This window comes from Georgenia satyanarayanai, from assembly GCF_023715365.1.
Taxonomy (GTDB): Bacteria; Actinomycetota; Actinomycetes; order Actinomycetales; family Actinomycetaceae; genus Oceanitalea; species Oceanitalea satyanarayanai_B.
Window position 1 is genome coordinate 1 of sequence record NZ_JAMBNZ010000004.1, and the last position, 14597, is coordinate 14597.

Sequence of the window (14597 nt, forward strand, 5' to 3'; positions counted from 1 at the left end):
TCAGTACAGGGCGCTGGCGAGGTTGCGGCGGGCCTCGGCCACGAGGGGGTCGGTGCTGCCGACGATCTCGAAGTACTCGACGACGCGCTTGCGCGCCTCCTCGCGATCCTCACCCGCCGTCGCCCGGACGACGGCGATGAGCCGGTCGAAGGCGGCCTGCGGCTGGCCCGCAGCGACCTCGGCGTCGGCCGCCGCGAGGTGGGCGGCGACGTCGGTGAGGGGCGCCCCCTCGGCGTCGGCGACGGCCTGCAGGCCACCGGCGCTGGCGGTGCGGATGATGAGCTCGACCTGCGCGAGCGCCGCGGTGGCCTCGTGGTCCGCCGGGTTCTCCTGGAGCGCGCGGCGGTAGGCGTCGGCGGCGGCCGCGTAGTCCTCACGCTCGATCGCCTCCAGCGCCTCCGCGTGGAGCGGGGGCAGCGGGGGCTCCTCCGGTGCGGCGGGCTCCTCCTCGGCGTCCACGCCGCTCACCGTGCCGGTGACCCCGGCCTGACCGGCGACGCGCAGCAGCTCCTCGAGGACGGCGCGCAGCTGCTCCTCGGGGTAGTCGCCCTGGTACAGCGGGACGGGCTGGCCGCGGACGATGGCGACGACGGTCGGCACCGCCTGCACCTGGAAGGCCTGGGCGATCTGCGGGCTGGTCTCGACGTCGACCCGGGCGAGCTGGAAGCGCCCGGCGAAGTCCGTGGCCACCTTGGCGAGCACCGCGGAGGGGCCGCCGGCGTACGCGGCCGACACCTCCACGACGACCGGCACCTGCATCGACAGCTCGACGGTCTCCTGGAAGGTCGCCTCGGTGACATCCACGACGATCGGCGCGTCCGTGGCGGCACCGGCCGGTGCCGCCGGCTGCGGCGGGCGCGCCAGGGCTGACAGGTCAACGGCTCCGTGCAGGTTGATCGAGGGCTGGCTCATCGGTGTCCTTGCTGTGTGCGGTGAGGTCCTGACGACGACGTTACCCCTCGCCGCCGTCCTCCTCCTCATCCTCGGGGGGCCGCTCGCTCTCGCCGACGTTCGCGAGCACCTGCGTCGCGCCGAGGACGGCGACCGGCTCCTCGCTGCCCTCGGGGGGCACGGAGAACGCGACGGGGACGAGGTAGTGGGCGCCTGCCTCGTTGTCGATGCGGGGGTCCTGCTCCATGAGGATGCCGAGGTCCCCGCCGGCCTCGAGGGTCGAGCCCTCGACCGTGCGGCGCAGGGTGAGGCGCGCGTCGATGACCCCGACGACGAGGGCGCCGCCCTCGGCGGTCTGCATGGCCGAGACGGAGCCCTCACGCACCTCGTAGCTCGCGCGCACCTCGCCGGCGACCTCGACGGTCTTCCGCAGGGCGGAGATGATCTCGGCGTAGCCGGTGCGGAAGGGGTCCTCGGCGAAGAGCGCGGAGACCTCGCTGTCCGGGTCGGCCAGGAGCTCGGCGTAGCGGGCCACCGTCTCCTGCGGGGTGGCGACCAGCCCCTCGGCGTCGGGCGCCAGCTGGGGGCTGCCGGCGTCGGGGCGCGCGGTGCTCGGGGTCTGCGCCCCCGGCAGCAGCGTGGTCCAGAACCACAGCTTGTACTGGCTGCGGGCGTCGTCCTGGGTCAGGACGAGCAGGAGCGGCAGGTTCGCGTCGTCGGGCACGTGGGAGACGACGTAGAGCGAGCGGGGCCACTCGTCGGTGGCGGCGACGACCTCGACCTGGCTGTTGGTCGTCAGCGGGGTGGGCGTGCGCTCCCCGTCGGAGGCGGCGCTGAGGCGGTACTCCGCCTGGCGCATCGCCAGCGCGGGGCCGGTGACGCGGTCGGTGAGCAGGTCGGGGTCGAGCGCGGCGTCGGCCTCGTCGACGGTCTCCTCGACGTCGGCGAGGATCCGCTCGATGCGGTCCTCGTCGAGCACCGGCAGCGGCGCGGTGGCGGCCGGCTCGGGCGCGGGCTGCGGGACATCCTCCGCGCAACCCGCGAGGAGCAGCGCGGTGACCGCGGCGCCGGCGGCAAGCCGGGCTCCCCTGTGTCGGGGGTGGGGGGTGGCGCCGGTCATCGTCGCTCCTCTCCGTCGTCGTCCATGGGCAGGGTGGGTGGGGCGGGGGGGCCGGCGGTGCCGCCGAAGCCCCAGACCGAGCGCCACGACGGCGGGGCGGGGGTGTATCCGTCGTCGTCCTCGGGTGAGCCGTCGCCGTCCGGCGTGCCTGCCGGCTCCTCAGGTGCGGACGCGGCCGGCACCGTGGGCTCGTGCGGCTCCGGCTCGGGCGGCTGCGGCGCGGCGGGCTCGGCCTGCGCGGCGGGCTCGGCCCGCTCGGCCACGAAGGGCTCGGCCTGCTCCGGCGCAGGCTCGACAGGCTCCGGCTCGGGCTCGTCGGCGAGGCCGTCGACGGTCGCCTCGGGTGCGAGGTCGCCGTCGGCAGTGGCCGGCTCCCACGCGCCGGTCACGTCGTCGGGCGCGGGGGAGGCACTTGTGCCGTCGATGGGCCCGGCGCCTGCGACGTCCCTGTCCCCGGGCGCGAGCGGGACGGGCGGAGGCACCGCTCCGCCGTCGGCCTCGACCCGCTCACGGGCCAGCGCCTGCTCGAGCTCGCGGATCTGGCGGCGGGTGAGGCGCTCACCGGTGCCGGGGTCGGTGTCGGTGATGCTGCGCGCCGGCGTCGGGCCTTCCGCGCGGGCCGCGTCGCGGCGCTCCCGCTCGCGGCGGGCGAGGACGTCGAGCACGAGCATCGTCACGCCGGCCACGAGGGCGAGGACGCCGACGACGATCCCCGGGACGAGCCACGGGGTGCTGACCTGACGGTCCCACTCGAGCTCGATCTCCGGCGCGGGGCCGGTGCCGTCGGTCGCGGCGACAAGGCTCCAGCGGCCAGGGCTGTCGGACCAGCTGAGCTCCGCGGAACCGGTCGAGACGGTCTCCACGACCCACAGGTCCGAGCCGGCGGGGTCCGGAAGTCCGGGTGCCTCCTCCGCGGGCTCCTCGGCCGGGGCGTCGGTGGGGGCAGCCTGCGGGCCACCGGTGACGACCTCGGTGGTGAGCTCCTGCCAGGAGGACAGGCCCGTCACCCGGACGTGGCCGGCATCGCCGAGCCAGGCCTCGACCTCCGAGGTGCGCCCGATGGCGAGGACCACCTGCTCGTCGTCACCGGCCGTGGCACGCACGGTGACGTCGGGGCCGACGGCGTCGAGGACGCCGGGGCCGCTCACGATGACGGGCACGTCGGGACGCTCGCCGAGCGTGAGCGTCGCGGTGTCGGAGGAACGCACGACGACGGCTGCGATCACGGAGGCCACGATGACGAGCACGCCGGCCAGGGCGAGCATGAGGGGCAGTCTGCGTCGGGTCACGGGGTGCGGCTTCCTCCCAGGTGGGCGCGGGTGCGACGCCCCAGGATACGCCGCCCGTGGCGGGGGTCGCGTTATCAGGTTGTGACCAAAGTGCGACGATCCCGCGTGGGCTCGGTATGGCCCCGGTCGCCCGTCGGGGGCCCCGGTTACGCTGACCCCGGCCCGCACGAGCGTGCCGACCCCTGAGCAGGAGGACAGATGAGCGAGGACCAGTCCGTGTTCCCCGTGGTCATGCGCGGGTACGACCGCGCGCAGGTGGACCAGCGGGTGCACGCCCTGGAGACCGCGCTCGGCAGCGCCCGGCAGCAGGTGGAGGCGCTCGACGAGCGCACCATGCGGCTGTCCGGGGAGCTGTCCCAGGCACAGCGCGAGCTGCGCGAGCGTGCCCAGCCCACGTACGCGGGGTTGGGTGCGCGCATCGAGCAGCTGCTCCGGTCCGCGGAGGAGCAGTCCGCCGGTGTCGTCGACCGGGCCCGCGCGCAGGCGGCGCAGGCCGTCGCGACGGCGGAGCAGCGGGCCGCCGAGCTCACCGAGCGCGCGGAGTCCGAGACCGCCTCGCGGCTCGCCGCCGCCCGCCGCGAGTCCCTCGAGACGCTCGAGGACGCGCAGCGACAGGCCGGCTCCGCCCTCGAGGTCGCCCAGCGCACGGCCGAGGAGATCGTGTCCTCCGCCGAGCGGGAGGCGGCGCGCGTGCAGGAGACCGTCCGCGACGAGGAGCAGCACCGCCGGGCCGACCTCGAGCGCGAGCTCGCGCTCACCCGGGCCACCGCCGAGCGGGAGGTCCTCGAGCTGCGGACCGCCGCGGAGGCCGAGGCCACCCGTCTTCGGTCCGAGGCCACCGCACTCCACCAGGAGGCGCACAACGTCCTCGAGCAGGCGCGCGCCGAGGCGGAACAGCTGCGTCACCGCGCCGAGCTCGCGGCCGCGACGCTGCGCGAGGAGACCGAGCGCGCCGCCGCCGCGGCCCAGGCCGAGGCCCGCGCCGCCACCACCGCGCTGGCCGAGGAGACCGAGCGCCGGGCCACCGACGCCGAGGCGCGTCTCGCCCAGGCCCTCGCCCGCACTGAGTCGGTCATCGCCGACGGCGACGCCGCGGCAGCCCGCCGGGTGGAGCAGGCGCGGGAGGAGGCGGAGCAGGTCCTCGCCGAGGCGCGCGCGGAGTCCGAGCGCCTGCTGCGCGAGGCCGCCGAGGCCGCGCAGAACGAGCGCGACACGCTCGCTGCGGAGATCGCCGACCTCGCCCGCCAGCGGGAGGACATCACCACCTACCTCAACGAGCTCCGCGGCGTCCTCGCCACCCGGACGCCCGCCGGACCCGCCACCCTCGCGGTGCCGGGGCTGTCGGACGACGCCGCGATCCATCATGACGCCGCCGACGCGGCCGACGGAAGCGCCGCCAGCGAGGCTGCCGCCGCCCAGGTCGCGACCGACGCAAGCGCCGCCGCCCAGGTCGCGGCCGGTGCGAGCGCCGCCGACGTGGCTGCGGCTCCCGGTGCGGAGGCGGCCGACGCCGAGGCAGGCGATGCCGCGGTGACGGACGCCGACGTCACGGCGGCCGAGGACGCGGACGTCGTCGAGGCGGCCGTCGTCGAGCAGGCCGACGAGGTTGCGAGCGCTGTCGAGGACGTCGACGCGCCCGCGGCCCCCGAGGAGCCGGCCGGGGAGAAGTCCGAGCACGAGCCGCGGACCGAGGTCATGGACGCCATCTCGGGCGAGACCGCCGTCATCCCCGCCGTGGAGGACGAGCGACGCTGACGCGGTGTGGCCTTCGGGTCCCCCTGAGGACCCGAAAGCCACACCCAGTGGTGGACCCCACCAGGCCGGCACGGGCGAGCGCTCTTGGCTAGCCTGGACACGGCGCGAACGACTGCCGCCGCGAGCCGGGACGACCCGCTCGCCAGCACGACTACGGGGACGGCCCCGTCAGAAGGACCCGGCCATGTCCACCGTCCGTTCCATCCTCACGCCCGCCGCCGTCGCGCGGCTGCTGCTCGGCTGGGGCGCCGTCCTCGCCCTCGCCCTGTCCGGCTCGCTCCTCGAACCGCCCGTCACCGGGCCGGTGCTCGTCACCGCGCTCACGGCCATCGTCGGCGTCGTCCTCGTGTGCGCCTTCGGTGTCGTCCACGAGGCCGAGCACCTCGCGCGCCGTCTGGGCGACCCCTACGGCTCCCTCGTCCTCACGCTCTCGATCGTCGTCATCGAGGTCATCCTCATCTCCGCCGTCATGCTCGGCCCGGGTGAGCACGCGACGATCGCCCGCGACTCCGTCATGGCCGTCTCGATGATCATCCTCAACCTGGTCATCGGGCTCGCGCTCCTCGTCGGCGGGCGCAGGCACGGCGGCCTCGCGCCCAACCGGACCGGCACCTCGCAGTACCACGCGATGCTCGTCGTCCTCGTCGCGCTCGCCTTTGCGGTCCCGGCCGTCCTCGGCACCGGCGGCGCGTACACGTCGGGGCAGGCGGTGCCCGTCGTCGTCGTCACGGTGGCGCTCTACGCCTTCTTCCTCGCCCGCCAGACCGGCGCCCAGGCCGGCGACTTCCGTGAGGTCACCCCGGGCGTGGTGCCGCACGAGGGCACGGCCGCGCGGACCGGTGTCCGCGCCGTCGTCGCCGAGCACCGCACCGAGCTCCTGCTGCGCGCCGGGCTGCTCGTCGCGACCGTCCTGCCGATCGTCCTGCTCTCCCACGACATGGCCGCCCTCCTCGACGACGGGCTGGGCCGGCTCCGCGCCCCCACCGCGCTGGCCGGTGTCCTCATCGCGATGATCGTCTTCCTGCCGGAGTCGATCACCTCCGTGCGGGCGGCCCTCGCCGGGGAGGTCCAGCGGGTGAGCAACCTCTGCCACGGCGCCCTGGTGTCCACGGTCGGTCTCACGATCCCCGCCGTCCTCGTCATCGGCATGCTCACCGGGCAGACCGTCGTGCTCGCCGAGTCGCCGGTCAACCTCCTGCTGCTGGGCGTCAGCCTGCTGCTCTCGGTGGCGACCTTCTCCGCGCCACGCGTCACCGCCACCCATGGCGCGGCGCACCTGGCGGTCTTCGCCGTCTACGCCGTCGCCGTCATGTCCTGACGCCGGCTAGCGGACCATACGGAGGTCGGCGATGCCGCCGAAGCGCTCCTCGACGCGACGCTCGTCGGTGAGGACGAAACCGTTGCGCTCGTAGAAGCGCTGGGCACGTTCGTTACCCTCGGCCACCCACAGGTAGGCGGGCGCGTCGCCGATCGCGTGCTCGAGGAGCGCCTGGCCGAGCCCCTGCCCGTGCCAGCGAGCGAGGACGTAGAGCCCCGACAGGAGGAGCGGCCGCACCTCCCCGGTGCCGGTGGCCTCGGCGCGGGAGAAGCCGACGAGCTCGCCGGTCTCCCGGGCCGTGCCCACCCACGTGGTGCTCGCGTCGGGGTCCTCCAGGCGCCTCGCCCAGCGGTCCGGACCCTCCTCCTCCATGCGGGCGTAGACGTGCTCCGGCACCTCCTCGGCGTAGGTCTCGCGCCAGGCGCGGACGTGGAGAACGGCGAGCGCAGCGGCGTCGTCGGGACGCGCCGCGCGAATGTGGAGAGGACCGGCCATGGGCACACGGTAGGCCACCCGGTGCCCCCGGTTGCGGAGCATGCAGGCCGCGCCCACGCTGGCTCCTACCGCGACGACAGGAGTGACGATGAACGACCGCCACGAGCCCGAGCACCCGAGCAAGCCGGACTCCCCCACTGACATCCGCAAGCCGTCGTGGGCGTACGTGCTGCGCAAGACGCTGCGCGAGTTCATCCGGGACGACTGCACCACTCTCGCCGCGGGCCTGACGTACTACGCGGTTCTCTCGATCTTCCCGGCGCTCATCGCACTGGCGTCGATCCTCGCCCTCGTGGGCCAGGGGGAGCAGGGCACCAGCCAGATCACCACGCTGCTGCAGGACACCCTTCCCGCGGACACCTACAAGCAGCTCGAACCGATCATCGACAGCATCACCAACGTCGGCGCCCCCGGGATCGGCCTGGTCCTCGGCATCCTCGTCGCACTGTGGACGGCGTCGAACTACGTCACCGCCTTCGCCAAGGCGATGAACAAGATCTACGAGATCCCGGAGGGGCGGCCGATCTGGAAGCTGCGCCCGTGGACCTACCTCCTCACCCTCATCCTCCTCCTGCTCGTCGCGGTGGCCATCGTCATCCTCGTGGTCAGCGGACCCGTGGCGCAGAGCGTGGGTGATCTCATCGGGCTCGGCTCGACCGCGGTGACCGTGTGGAACATCGCGAAGTGGCCGGTGCTGCTCCTCATCGTCATCCTCATCATCACGCTGCTCTACTACGGCGCGCCGAACGTCAAGCAGCCGAAGATCCGGTGGGTCAGCATCGGCGCCGTCATCGCCATCGTCGTCGCCGCACTGGCGACGGTCGCTCTCGGCTTCTACGTCGCGAACTTCAGCAGCTACAACAAGACCTACGGCGCGCTGGCCGGCATCATCATCTTCCTCCTGTGGCTGTGGATCATGAACCTCGCGCTGCTCTTCGGTGCCGAGTTCGACGCCGAGCTCGAGCGGGGACGCGAGCTCCAGGCCGGGATCGAGGCGGAGGAGAAGATCCAGCTGCCGGCGCGCGACACCAAGGCTTCGGACAAGAAGGCCAAGCAGCACGAGGAGGACGTCGAGCGTGGCCGCGCGCTGCGGCTGTCCCACGGCAAGACCCAGGACGAGGACGCCGCCCGGTCCGACAGCCGTCGCTCGCAGCGCGAGGGCTGACCGCGACCGGTGGCCGGCCGGCACCTCCGGCCGGCCGTCGGCGCGGCCGTCTACGCTGGGACGGTGAGCGACGAGCGCGACTGGGCGCGGCAGCGGCGGGAGGCCGCGGCCGTCCACGCCGACATGCTCGAGCAGCGCCAACGCGCTGAGCACGAGCGCGCTGCCCGGCTGCTCCGCGACTTCGCGGCCGTCGCCCGCGACCGGCTTCCGGCCGAGCCCCTGCGGGTGCGTGGCTACGGCGGCCGCGGCGAGGCCCGCAGCGCACTCACCGGCTGGTACCTGCGGACCGACCGCTCCGCAGGGCTGAGCACCGACGGCGACTTCTACGTCCTCACCGCCCCGCTCGGCCTGCGTGAGCGGCTGCGCGGCGTCGCGCTGCAGCCCACCCCGCCACCCATGGTCCTCGGTGCCGGCGGCCGGGACGGGCAGTCCATCGACCTGCCGGACGCGCTCGAACGCCTGCTCCCCGGCTGGCGCACGCTCGGCTGAGCCGGGCGGGCCCCTCAGGCCACGGAGGCGTGCAGCCGCCGGAGCGCCTGCGCGACGGCGGCCGGGTCCTCGACCGCGCTCATGTGCCCCGCGCGGGGGACGACGACGAGCTCGGACCCACCACCCAGGGCCCGCGCCATCGCCTCGGCGGCCTCCTGCGTGCTCGTGAGGTCCTCCGCGCCGCGCAGCACGAGGCCGGGCACCTCGAGGTCCTCGAGCGCGCTCATCCGGGCCGGCCGGGCGGCCATCGCCCGCTGCGCCCACGCGATCCCGGCCGGCGTCCCCTGCGCCGCCCACCCGCGCACGCGGTCGACGACCTCCGGCCGCTCGGCCCGCGTCGTCTCCCCCAGCACGACGTCGACCATCTCGGCCACTGCGTCCGCGCCGCTGCGCCCAGCCTCCTCGGCCATCCGCAGCCGATTGGCGCGGGCGTCGGCGCCGTCGGCGTCGGCCCGCGTGTCGAGGAGCCCGACGGCGGCGAGCAGCCCACGGTGCCGCTCCGCGAGCGCGAGCGTGACGTAGCCGCCCATCGACAGGCCGGCGACGACGGCGCGGTCGGCCCCCTCGCCGCGCAGGGTCGCGGCGACGGCGTCCGCGTAGGTCTCCAGCGACGGGCCGGGCTGCCGGGAGACCGCCGCGGCGACGTCGTCGGGAGGCGGGGAGGCGCCGAAGCCGGGAGCGTCGAGGGTGAGGACGGGGACGTCGGGCAGCTGCGCGACGACGTCGTCCCACATGCGCGCGTCCAGCGGGAAGCCGTGGAGCAGGACGAGGGGCAGTCCGCTCGGCGGCCCGTGGCGGTGCAGGGCGAGAGGTGCGGTGCTCATCCTCCGAGCATGGCATGCGGGTGTCCCGGACCGCACGCAGTCACGTGCGGCCCGGGAGGACCGGTCAGTCGGTGCTGACGTTCTCGTAGGCCCGCATGACGGTCGCCTGCGCGTCGGCGAGCGCCTCCTCGGGCGTCTTGTCCTCGAGCAGCGCCGCCGTCATCGCGTTGGTCAGCTCGTTGGTGATCTCCTGGCCCACCGGCGAGGCGCCGAAGGACTGCCCGTACTCGACGACCTCGTAGTAGGTCTCGATGACCTGGTCGAAGGCGTCGTTGCCGGAGGGCTGCACGTGGGCCTCGCGGATGGCCTGGTCGGCCTCGGGCGAGCCGGTGAACAGCCCGGTGTTGACGCCACCCTCCTCCGCGATGGTGGCCGCGCGAGCCTCGCCCGCCGCCGTCCACGCGTCGAGGGAGGTCACCTCGACCATCCACGCGCACGCCCCGTCCGGGTTCTCCGCCCCGACCGGCACGACGAAGGCCGTCCCGCCGGCGACGGAGAAGTTCTCCCCGTCCGCGTCGCGGAAGGGCACGGCGCCGAGCTCGACCTGGTCGACGTAGGGCGACAGGACGTTGGGGTACCACTGCGCGTTGATCTGCGCACCGACCTGGTCGGCGACGAACTGGTTCTGCTCGCCGAAGAAGTCGAAGGAGTCCGCGAAGCTCTTGTAGGGCGCGTAACCGCCCTGGGCATCGATGATCGCCTTGACGTGCTCGATCGCGACGACGTTGGCCGGGTCGTCCAGGGTGGGGGCGCCGTCCTCGTCGGTGAGGGAGCCGCCCATGCCGAGCACCCACAGCGGGGCCTGGCCGGTGGGCTGCGGGTCGAAGCCGAGCGTGCTCGGGTTGTTCCCGTTCGCGGCGTACATCGCCTCGACGGCGGGCAGGAGGACGTCGAGGTTCGAGGTGTCGATGGCCTCGTCCTCCACCCCGGCCGCGCTCATGACGTCCCGGTTCAGCAGCACCGCGGGGGGCTGGTAGAACTGCGGGGTCGCCCACACCTGGTCCTGCCACCGCACGTCGTCGACGACGAAGGGGTACCAGTGCTCGTCGGGCACGACCTCGTGGGCCTCGAAGCACTGGTCGAGGGGCTGGATGAGCCCCTGGGCGGCGTAGGTGCCGACGTAGCGGCGGTCCATCTGGACGACGTCGGGCACGTCCCCGCTGGCGATGCGGGTGGTGAACTTCTGGGCGTCGAAGCCCGTGGGGTCGAGCTGGATGTCGAGCTCGGTGAGGGTCTCCTCGGCGTGGTCTAGACGGGCCTGGCCGACGTCGTCGGCGTTGTCGAAGGCCCACGCGTCGATGGCGCCGGTGGCCTCGGCGGAGAAGGAGGCGCTCTCGCCGTCGCCCGAGCCGCCGCCGTCGTCGGAACCGCCGCAGGCCGCGAGGAGCAGGAGGGCCGGGACCACCCCTGTCGCGACGAGTGTGGAGTGACGCCTGTTCATGTCGTTCCCTTTCTCACGGTGGAGGGTGGACGGCGGGGCTCCTGGGGAGACCGCCTCACCCCTTGCGGCCGGTGGTCGCGATGCCCTCGATGAAGTACCGCTGCCCGAAGGCGAACAGGACGAGCATCGGCAGGGTGACGAGGAGCGAGGCGACCATGACGTACTGGTAGTCGCCATGGCCGCCCGCCGTCGGGCTGTAGCGGGTCATCGCGTAGGCGATGCCGAGGGGCGCGGTGAAGTCCTCGACGCCGCCGGCGTTGAGGTAGATGAGCGCCGCCTGGAGGTTGTTCCAGCTGGCCTGGAACTCGAAGAGGAAGACGATGATGAACGAGGGGACCGACAGCGGCATGACGATCCGCCAGAAGATCCGCCAGTAGTTGGCCCCGTCCATCCGCGCCGCCTCGAAGAGCTCGCGCGGCAGGCCGAGGAGGAACTGGCGCTGGAGGAAGATGTAGAACGCCGAGCCGAAGAGGTTGAAGGCCCACAGCGGGGCCCACGTGCCCAGCAGGCCGATCTCCTTCCAGATGAGGTAGGTCGGCACCATCGTCACGGCGCCGGGCAGCATCATCGTGCCGAGCACGAGCCCGAAGAGGGCGTTGCGCCCCGGGAAGCGGAAGTGCGCGAAGCCGAAGGCGACCATCGTGCTCGAGACCGCCACGGTGGAGGCGGCGAGGAGCGCGATCGCGAGGCTGTTGAACAGCCAGCTCGTCAGCGGGAGCTGCTCCCAGACGTCGGCGTAGTTCGACCACACGAAGGTCTCGGGGATGAGCTTGTTGTCGAAGACCTGCCCGCGCGGCTTGAGGCTGGCGGCCAGCAGCCACGCGAAGGGGTACATGAAGACGAGGGTGAAGAGGATGACGAGCACCCACAGCACGACCTTGCCGGGCGTGAACCGGAACGGGGGCCTGCGCCGTCGTCGGGTGCCGTAGCGCTCGGTGCCGGCCGCCTCGTCGGCGATGCGGTCGGTGGCGACGACCGCCTCGGGTGAGTTGAGAGCCGACATCAGCGCTGCCCCTCGTAGAAGACGAGCCGGTTGCCGACGCGCACCTGGATGACCGTGACGATCATGATGATGACAAACATCAGCCAGGCCATCGCCGAGGCGAAGCCGAAGTTGAACTGCCGGAAGGCCTGCTGGAAGAGGTACACGGCGTAGAAGAGCGAGGCCTCCGGGGCGGCGTTGTTCTGGTCGCGCCAGAACAGGAGGTACGCCTGGTCGAAGGTCTGGAACGCGGCGATGCTCAGGACGATGACGTTGAAGAACAGCGCCGGGGAGATCATCGGGAGGGTGATCCAGAAGAACTGGCGCACCGGCCCGGCGCCGTCGATCGAGGAGACCTCGTAGAGCTCCTGGGGCACGTTCTTGAGGGCGGCGAGGAAGATGACCATCGTGCCGCTCACCGCCCACAGCGACATGAGGACGATCGAGGGCTTGACCCAGTCCGGGTCGACGAGCCACTGCGGGCCGTCGATGCCGATCGCGGCGAGGCCCTGGTTGATGGCGCCGGTGTTGCCGTTGAGCAGGAGGAAGAAGACGGCGGCGGTCGCGACGGCCGGGGTCATCTTCGGCAGGTAGTAGATCGTGCGGAAGACGCCGCTGCCCCGCCCCAGCCTGGACAGCAGGAGGGCCAGCGTGAGGGCGAAGACGATCTCGAGCGGGACGAGCATGATCGCGTAGAAGAGCGTGTTCGCCAGCGAGGTCGCCACCCGGGGGTCCTCGATGAGGTTCTCGAAGTTGCGGGTGCCCACGGGGCGCATCGCCCCGGTGGCGAGGTTGTAGTCGCTGAAGGCGATGAACAGGCTCCACACCATGGCGCCCGCGGTGAAGATGAGGAAGCCGACGATCCACGGGGAGATGAAGAGGAGACCGGTAAGGGCCTCGCGGCGGTTGTAGCGCACGTTGCGCCGGCTCTTGCGCGTTCGACCGGCAGCGGACGGCGAGCCTCCCGCGCCCAGCGTGACGGACTCAGCCACCGGAGGGTCCGCTCGTGCTCGTGCCGTCGTGCGGCGCCATCCGTCGTCCCTTCGCCCAATCGTCCCGGCACCCTTGCCAGATCGCGACACTATCGGCGCACCACGGCTCCGGCAACAGGTGGAGAAGCGCTTCTTCGCGGGCCGGTCACCGGGCGGCGGCGTGGGAGCCAGCCCGGGCCCGATGTCAGTGGCACGTCGTACGCTTTGTACAAGCGTTCGACCAGGGGAGGTGCCGGTCATGACCACGACGACGACGTCGCCCACCGGCCCTGCCCCGCTCGCCCGGCAGGCGCGCGCCGGGGTGGCGGCCCTCCTCTCGGGCGCTCCCGGGACGGGCGCCGGTGGGTGGCCAGGAGAGGACCTCGAGGCGGTCGTGGCCGAGCTCGACGCGGCGATCCAGGAGCTCACCGTCTACCGGGGCCAGGTCCTCCTCGCCCACAGGAAGGACGGTCGCTGGGGCTCGGTGCAGGACCGGGACTTCGCCGACTACCGCTCGCGCTCGACCGGCATCGGCCGCGGCGCGGCGCTCGGGGACCTCCGGCTCGCCGAGGGGCTCGAGGCCATGCCCGCGGTCGCCGAGGCGGTGGAGCGGGGCGAGGTGACCCTGGAGCACGCCAGGGCGCTCACCCGCCTCCGCGAGAAGGCGTCCCCCGAGGTGCAGGACGCGCTGGCCGGCGGCGGCCTGGACACCCTCCTCGAGCGGGCGACGAGCCGCGGCCTCACGGCGCCCGAGCTGGGCAAGGAGGCCAAGGCCTGGGCCGCCCGGGTGGACGCCGCGGCCGCACAGGCCGAGTTCGAGGCCGTCCGCCGTCGCCGGTCCCTCACCATGCGCCAGCACGCCGGCGGGGTGGCCGGGGAGTTCTTCCTCGACCCCGTCGCCGGTGACGAGCTCCGCATCGCGCTGGAGGCCGTTACCGGCCGGCCCACAGCCGACGACGAACGCACCCGTGAGCAGCGGATGGCCGACGCCCTGTCCACCATGGCGAGCCGGACCCTGCAGGTGGGCTCGGACCTCAACGGTGCGCAGGTGCGGCCACACCTGGCCGTGCTCGTCCCGGAGGCGACGTGGGTCGGCATCCTGGCGCGGCGGCGCACGTTCGCGACCTGTCCCGACGGGCCACGTCCACCCTGGCCGGACGTGCCGCCGGGGCAGCTCGAGGACGGCACGGTCGTGCCCCTCGGCGAGCTGGAGCGGCTCATGTGCGACAGCGAGATGACCCGCATGGTCATGGACGCCGCGGGGGTGCCCCTGGACGTCGGCCGGACCCAGCGCACCTACACCAAGGAGCTCCGGCGGGCGATCACCACCCGCGACCGCCACTGCAGGTGGCCTGGCTGCCGGCGGCGCGCGTCCTGGTCCGAGGTCCACCACATCACCTGGTTCTCCCGGGGCGGGCGCACGAGCCTCGCCGAGGGCATCACGCTCTGCAGCTACCACCACCACCGGGTCCACGAGCTCGACGTCGTCATCACGACGCTCCCGGACGGTTTCGACTTCCACCACCGCGACGGCCGCCACATCGGCACCTCCGCCAGAGGGGACCCTGGGCCGCTCCTGCCCGACGCACCCGGTGTCACGATCTCGCCGGCTGCTCCACAGGCAGCTGGGGTGACCGCCGGTCCACCGGGAGGACGGTCCGCCGACGTGAGGATCACGTCACCCACGGCGGCCAAGGGTGGTGGAGCCGTGGCCACGATCCGCGGGGCGCCGCCGCCGCGTCCCCTCTCCCCCGCCGTGGCCCAGCCCCTGTGGGACGCGTACCTGCCACGTTGAGCACTTGAGCCTGTGGGCTCAGCCGCAGCGCCAGCGGGCAGGGTGTGCCGGCGGGTGGCGTA

General features: G+C 73.5%; 13 protein-coding genes. 5 read left to right on the forward strand and 8 right to left on the reverse strand.

Annotation, left to right across the window (positions count from 1 at the left end):
* From M3148_RS06050 to M3148_RS06060, 3 genes are read right to left on the reverse strand one after another with little or no spacing between them, the layout of a single operon-like run.
* Complete coding sequence (locus M3148_RS06050) at positions 1-912, reverse strand: tetratricopeptide repeat protein (RefSeq protein ID WP_251303795.1); 912 nt, start codon at positions 910-912, stop codon at positions 1-3.
* Positions 913-952: 40 nt separating this feature from the next.
* A complete protein-coding gene (locus M3148_RS06055) occupies positions 953-2011 on the reverse strand; it encodes a hypothetical protein (RefSeq protein ID WP_251303796.1) in 1059 nt (352 codons plus the stop codon).
* Complete coding sequence (locus M3148_RS06060; RefSeq protein WP_251303797.1) at positions 2008-3300, reverse strand: hypothetical protein; 1293 nt, start codon at positions 3298-3300, stop codon at positions 2008-2010. The genes M3148_RS06055 and M3148_RS06060 overlap by 4 nt, the downstream gene beginning before the upstream one ends.
* A gap of 198 nt (positions 3301-3498) precedes the next feature.
* On the opposite strand from M3148_RS06060, the gene M3148_RS06065 reads away from it, so the two are divergent.
* Both M3148_RS06065 and M3148_RS06070 read left to right on the forward strand, forming a co-directional pair.
* Positions 3499-5055, forward strand: a complete 1557-nt coding sequence (locus tag M3148_RS06065; protein ID WP_251303798.1) for a hypothetical protein — start codon at positions 3499-3501, stop codon at positions 5053-5055.
* 184 nt (positions 5056-5239) lie between these two features.
* Positions 5240-6373: a calcium:proton antiporter gene (locus tag M3148_RS06070; RefSeq protein WP_251303799.1), complete on the forward strand. Its 1134-nt coding sequence runs from the start codon at positions 5240-5242 to the stop codon at positions 6371-6373.
* Positions 6374-6379: 6 nt separating this feature from the next.
* Here the strand turns inward: M3148_RS06070 and M3148_RS06075 are convergent, their stop codons facing one another.
* Complete coding sequence (locus M3148_RS06075) at positions 6380-6868, reverse strand: GNAT family N-acetyltransferase (RefSeq protein WP_251303800.1); 489 nt, start codon at positions 6866-6868, stop codon at positions 6380-6382.
* Positions 6869-6956: 88 nt separating this feature from the next.
* Here M3148_RS06075 and M3148_RS06080 point away from each other — a divergent pair, with 88 nt between their 5' ends.
* Positions 6957-8033, forward strand: coding sequence for a YihY/virulence factor BrkB family protein (locus M3148_RS06080; RefSeq protein ID WP_251303801.1), 1077 nt, complete (start codon positions 6957-6959; stop codon positions 8031-8033).
* Positions 8034-8096: 63 nt separating this feature from the next.
* The gene (locus tag M3148_RS06085) at positions 8097-8522 is read left to right on the forward strand and encodes a hypothetical protein (RefSeq protein WP_251303802.1); all 426 of its coding nucleotides are present in this window, start codon (positions 8097-8099) and stop codon (positions 8520-8522) included.
* 14 nt (positions 8523-8536) lie between these two features.
* Here the strand turns inward: M3148_RS06085 and M3148_RS06090 are convergent, their stop codons facing one another.
* The 4 genes from M3148_RS06090 to M3148_RS06105 all read right to left on the reverse strand — a co-directional run bounded on the left by M3148_RS06090 (position 8537) and on the right by M3148_RS06105 (position 12743).
* Positions 8537-9346 carry an alpha/beta fold hydrolase gene (locus M3148_RS06090; RefSeq protein WP_251303803.1) on the reverse strand — a complete coding sequence of 270 codons (810 nt, stop codon included), beginning with the start codon at positions 9344-9346 and terminating at the stop codon, positions 8537-8539.
* A gap of 64 nt (positions 9347-9410) precedes the next feature.
* On the reverse strand, positions 9411-10787 hold the full coding sequence (locus M3148_RS06095; RefSeq protein ID WP_251303804.1) for an ABC transporter substrate-binding protein: 1377 nt from the start codon (positions 10785-10787) through the stop codon (positions 9411-9413).
* Positions 10788-10842: 55 nt separating this feature from the next.
* The gene (locus M3148_RS06100) at positions 10843-11790 is read right to left on the reverse strand and encodes a carbohydrate ABC transporter permease (protein WP_251303805.1); all 948 of its coding nucleotides are present in this window, start codon (positions 11788-11790) and stop codon (positions 10843-10845) included.
* Entirely contained in the window at positions 11790-12743 is a 954-nt protein-coding gene (locus M3148_RS06105; RefSeq protein ID WP_285883614.1) for a carbohydrate ABC transporter permease, read from the reverse strand. Before M3148_RS06105 ends, M3148_RS06100 begins: the two co-directional genes overlap by 1 nt.
* A gap of 256 nt (positions 12744-12999) precedes the next feature.
* Here M3148_RS06105 and M3148_RS06110 point away from each other — a divergent pair, with 256 nt between their 5' ends.
* Entirely contained in the window at positions 13000-14535 is a 1536-nt protein-coding gene (locus tag M3148_RS06110) for an HNH endonuclease signature motif containing protein (protein ID WP_251303806.1), read from the forward strand.
* The last annotated feature ends 62 nt before the right edge of the window (positions 14536-14597 follow it).

Bases quoted from the DNA above. Each gene is read 5' to 3' on its own strand.
- M3148_RS06050 (WP_251303795.1), bottom strand. From the start codon at position 912: ATGAGCCAGCCCTCGATCAACCTGCACGGAGCCGTTGACCTGTCAGCC.
- M3148_RS06055 (WP_251303796.1), bottom strand. From the start codon at position 2,011: ATGACCGGCGCCACCCCCCACCCCCGACACAGGGGAGCCCGGCTTGCC.
- M3148_RS06065 (WP_251303798.1), top strand. From the start codon at position 3,499: ATGAGCGAGGACCAGTCCGTGTTCCCCGTGGTCATGCGCGGGTACGAC.
- M3148_RS06070 (WP_251303799.1), top strand. From the start codon at position 5,240: ATGTCCACCGTCCGTTCCATCCTCACGCCCGCCGCCGTCGCGCGGCTG.
- M3148_RS06075 (WP_251303800.1), bottom strand. From the start codon at position 6,868: ATGGCCGGTCCTCTCCACATTCGCGCGGCGCGTCCCGACGACGCCGCT.
- M3148_RS06080 (WP_251303801.1), top strand. From the start codon at position 6,957: ATGAACGACCGCCACGAGCCCGAGCACCCGAGCAAGCCGGACTCCCCC.
- M3148_RS06090 (WP_251303803.1), bottom strand. From the start codon at position 9,346: ATGAGCACCGCACCTCTCGCCCTGCACCGCCACGGGCCGCCGAGCGGA.
- M3148_RS06095 (WP_251303804.1), bottom strand. From the start codon at position 10,787: ATGAACAGGCGTCACTCCACACTCGTCGCGACAGGGGTGGTCCCGGCC.
- M3148_RS06100 (WP_251303805.1), bottom strand. From the start codon at position 11,790: ATGTCGGCTCTCAACTCACCCGAGGCGGTCGTCGCCACCGACCGCATC.
- M3148_RS06110 (WP_251303806.1), top strand. From the start codon at position 13,000: ATGACCACGACGACGACGTCGCCCACCGGCCCTGCCCCGCTCGCCCGG.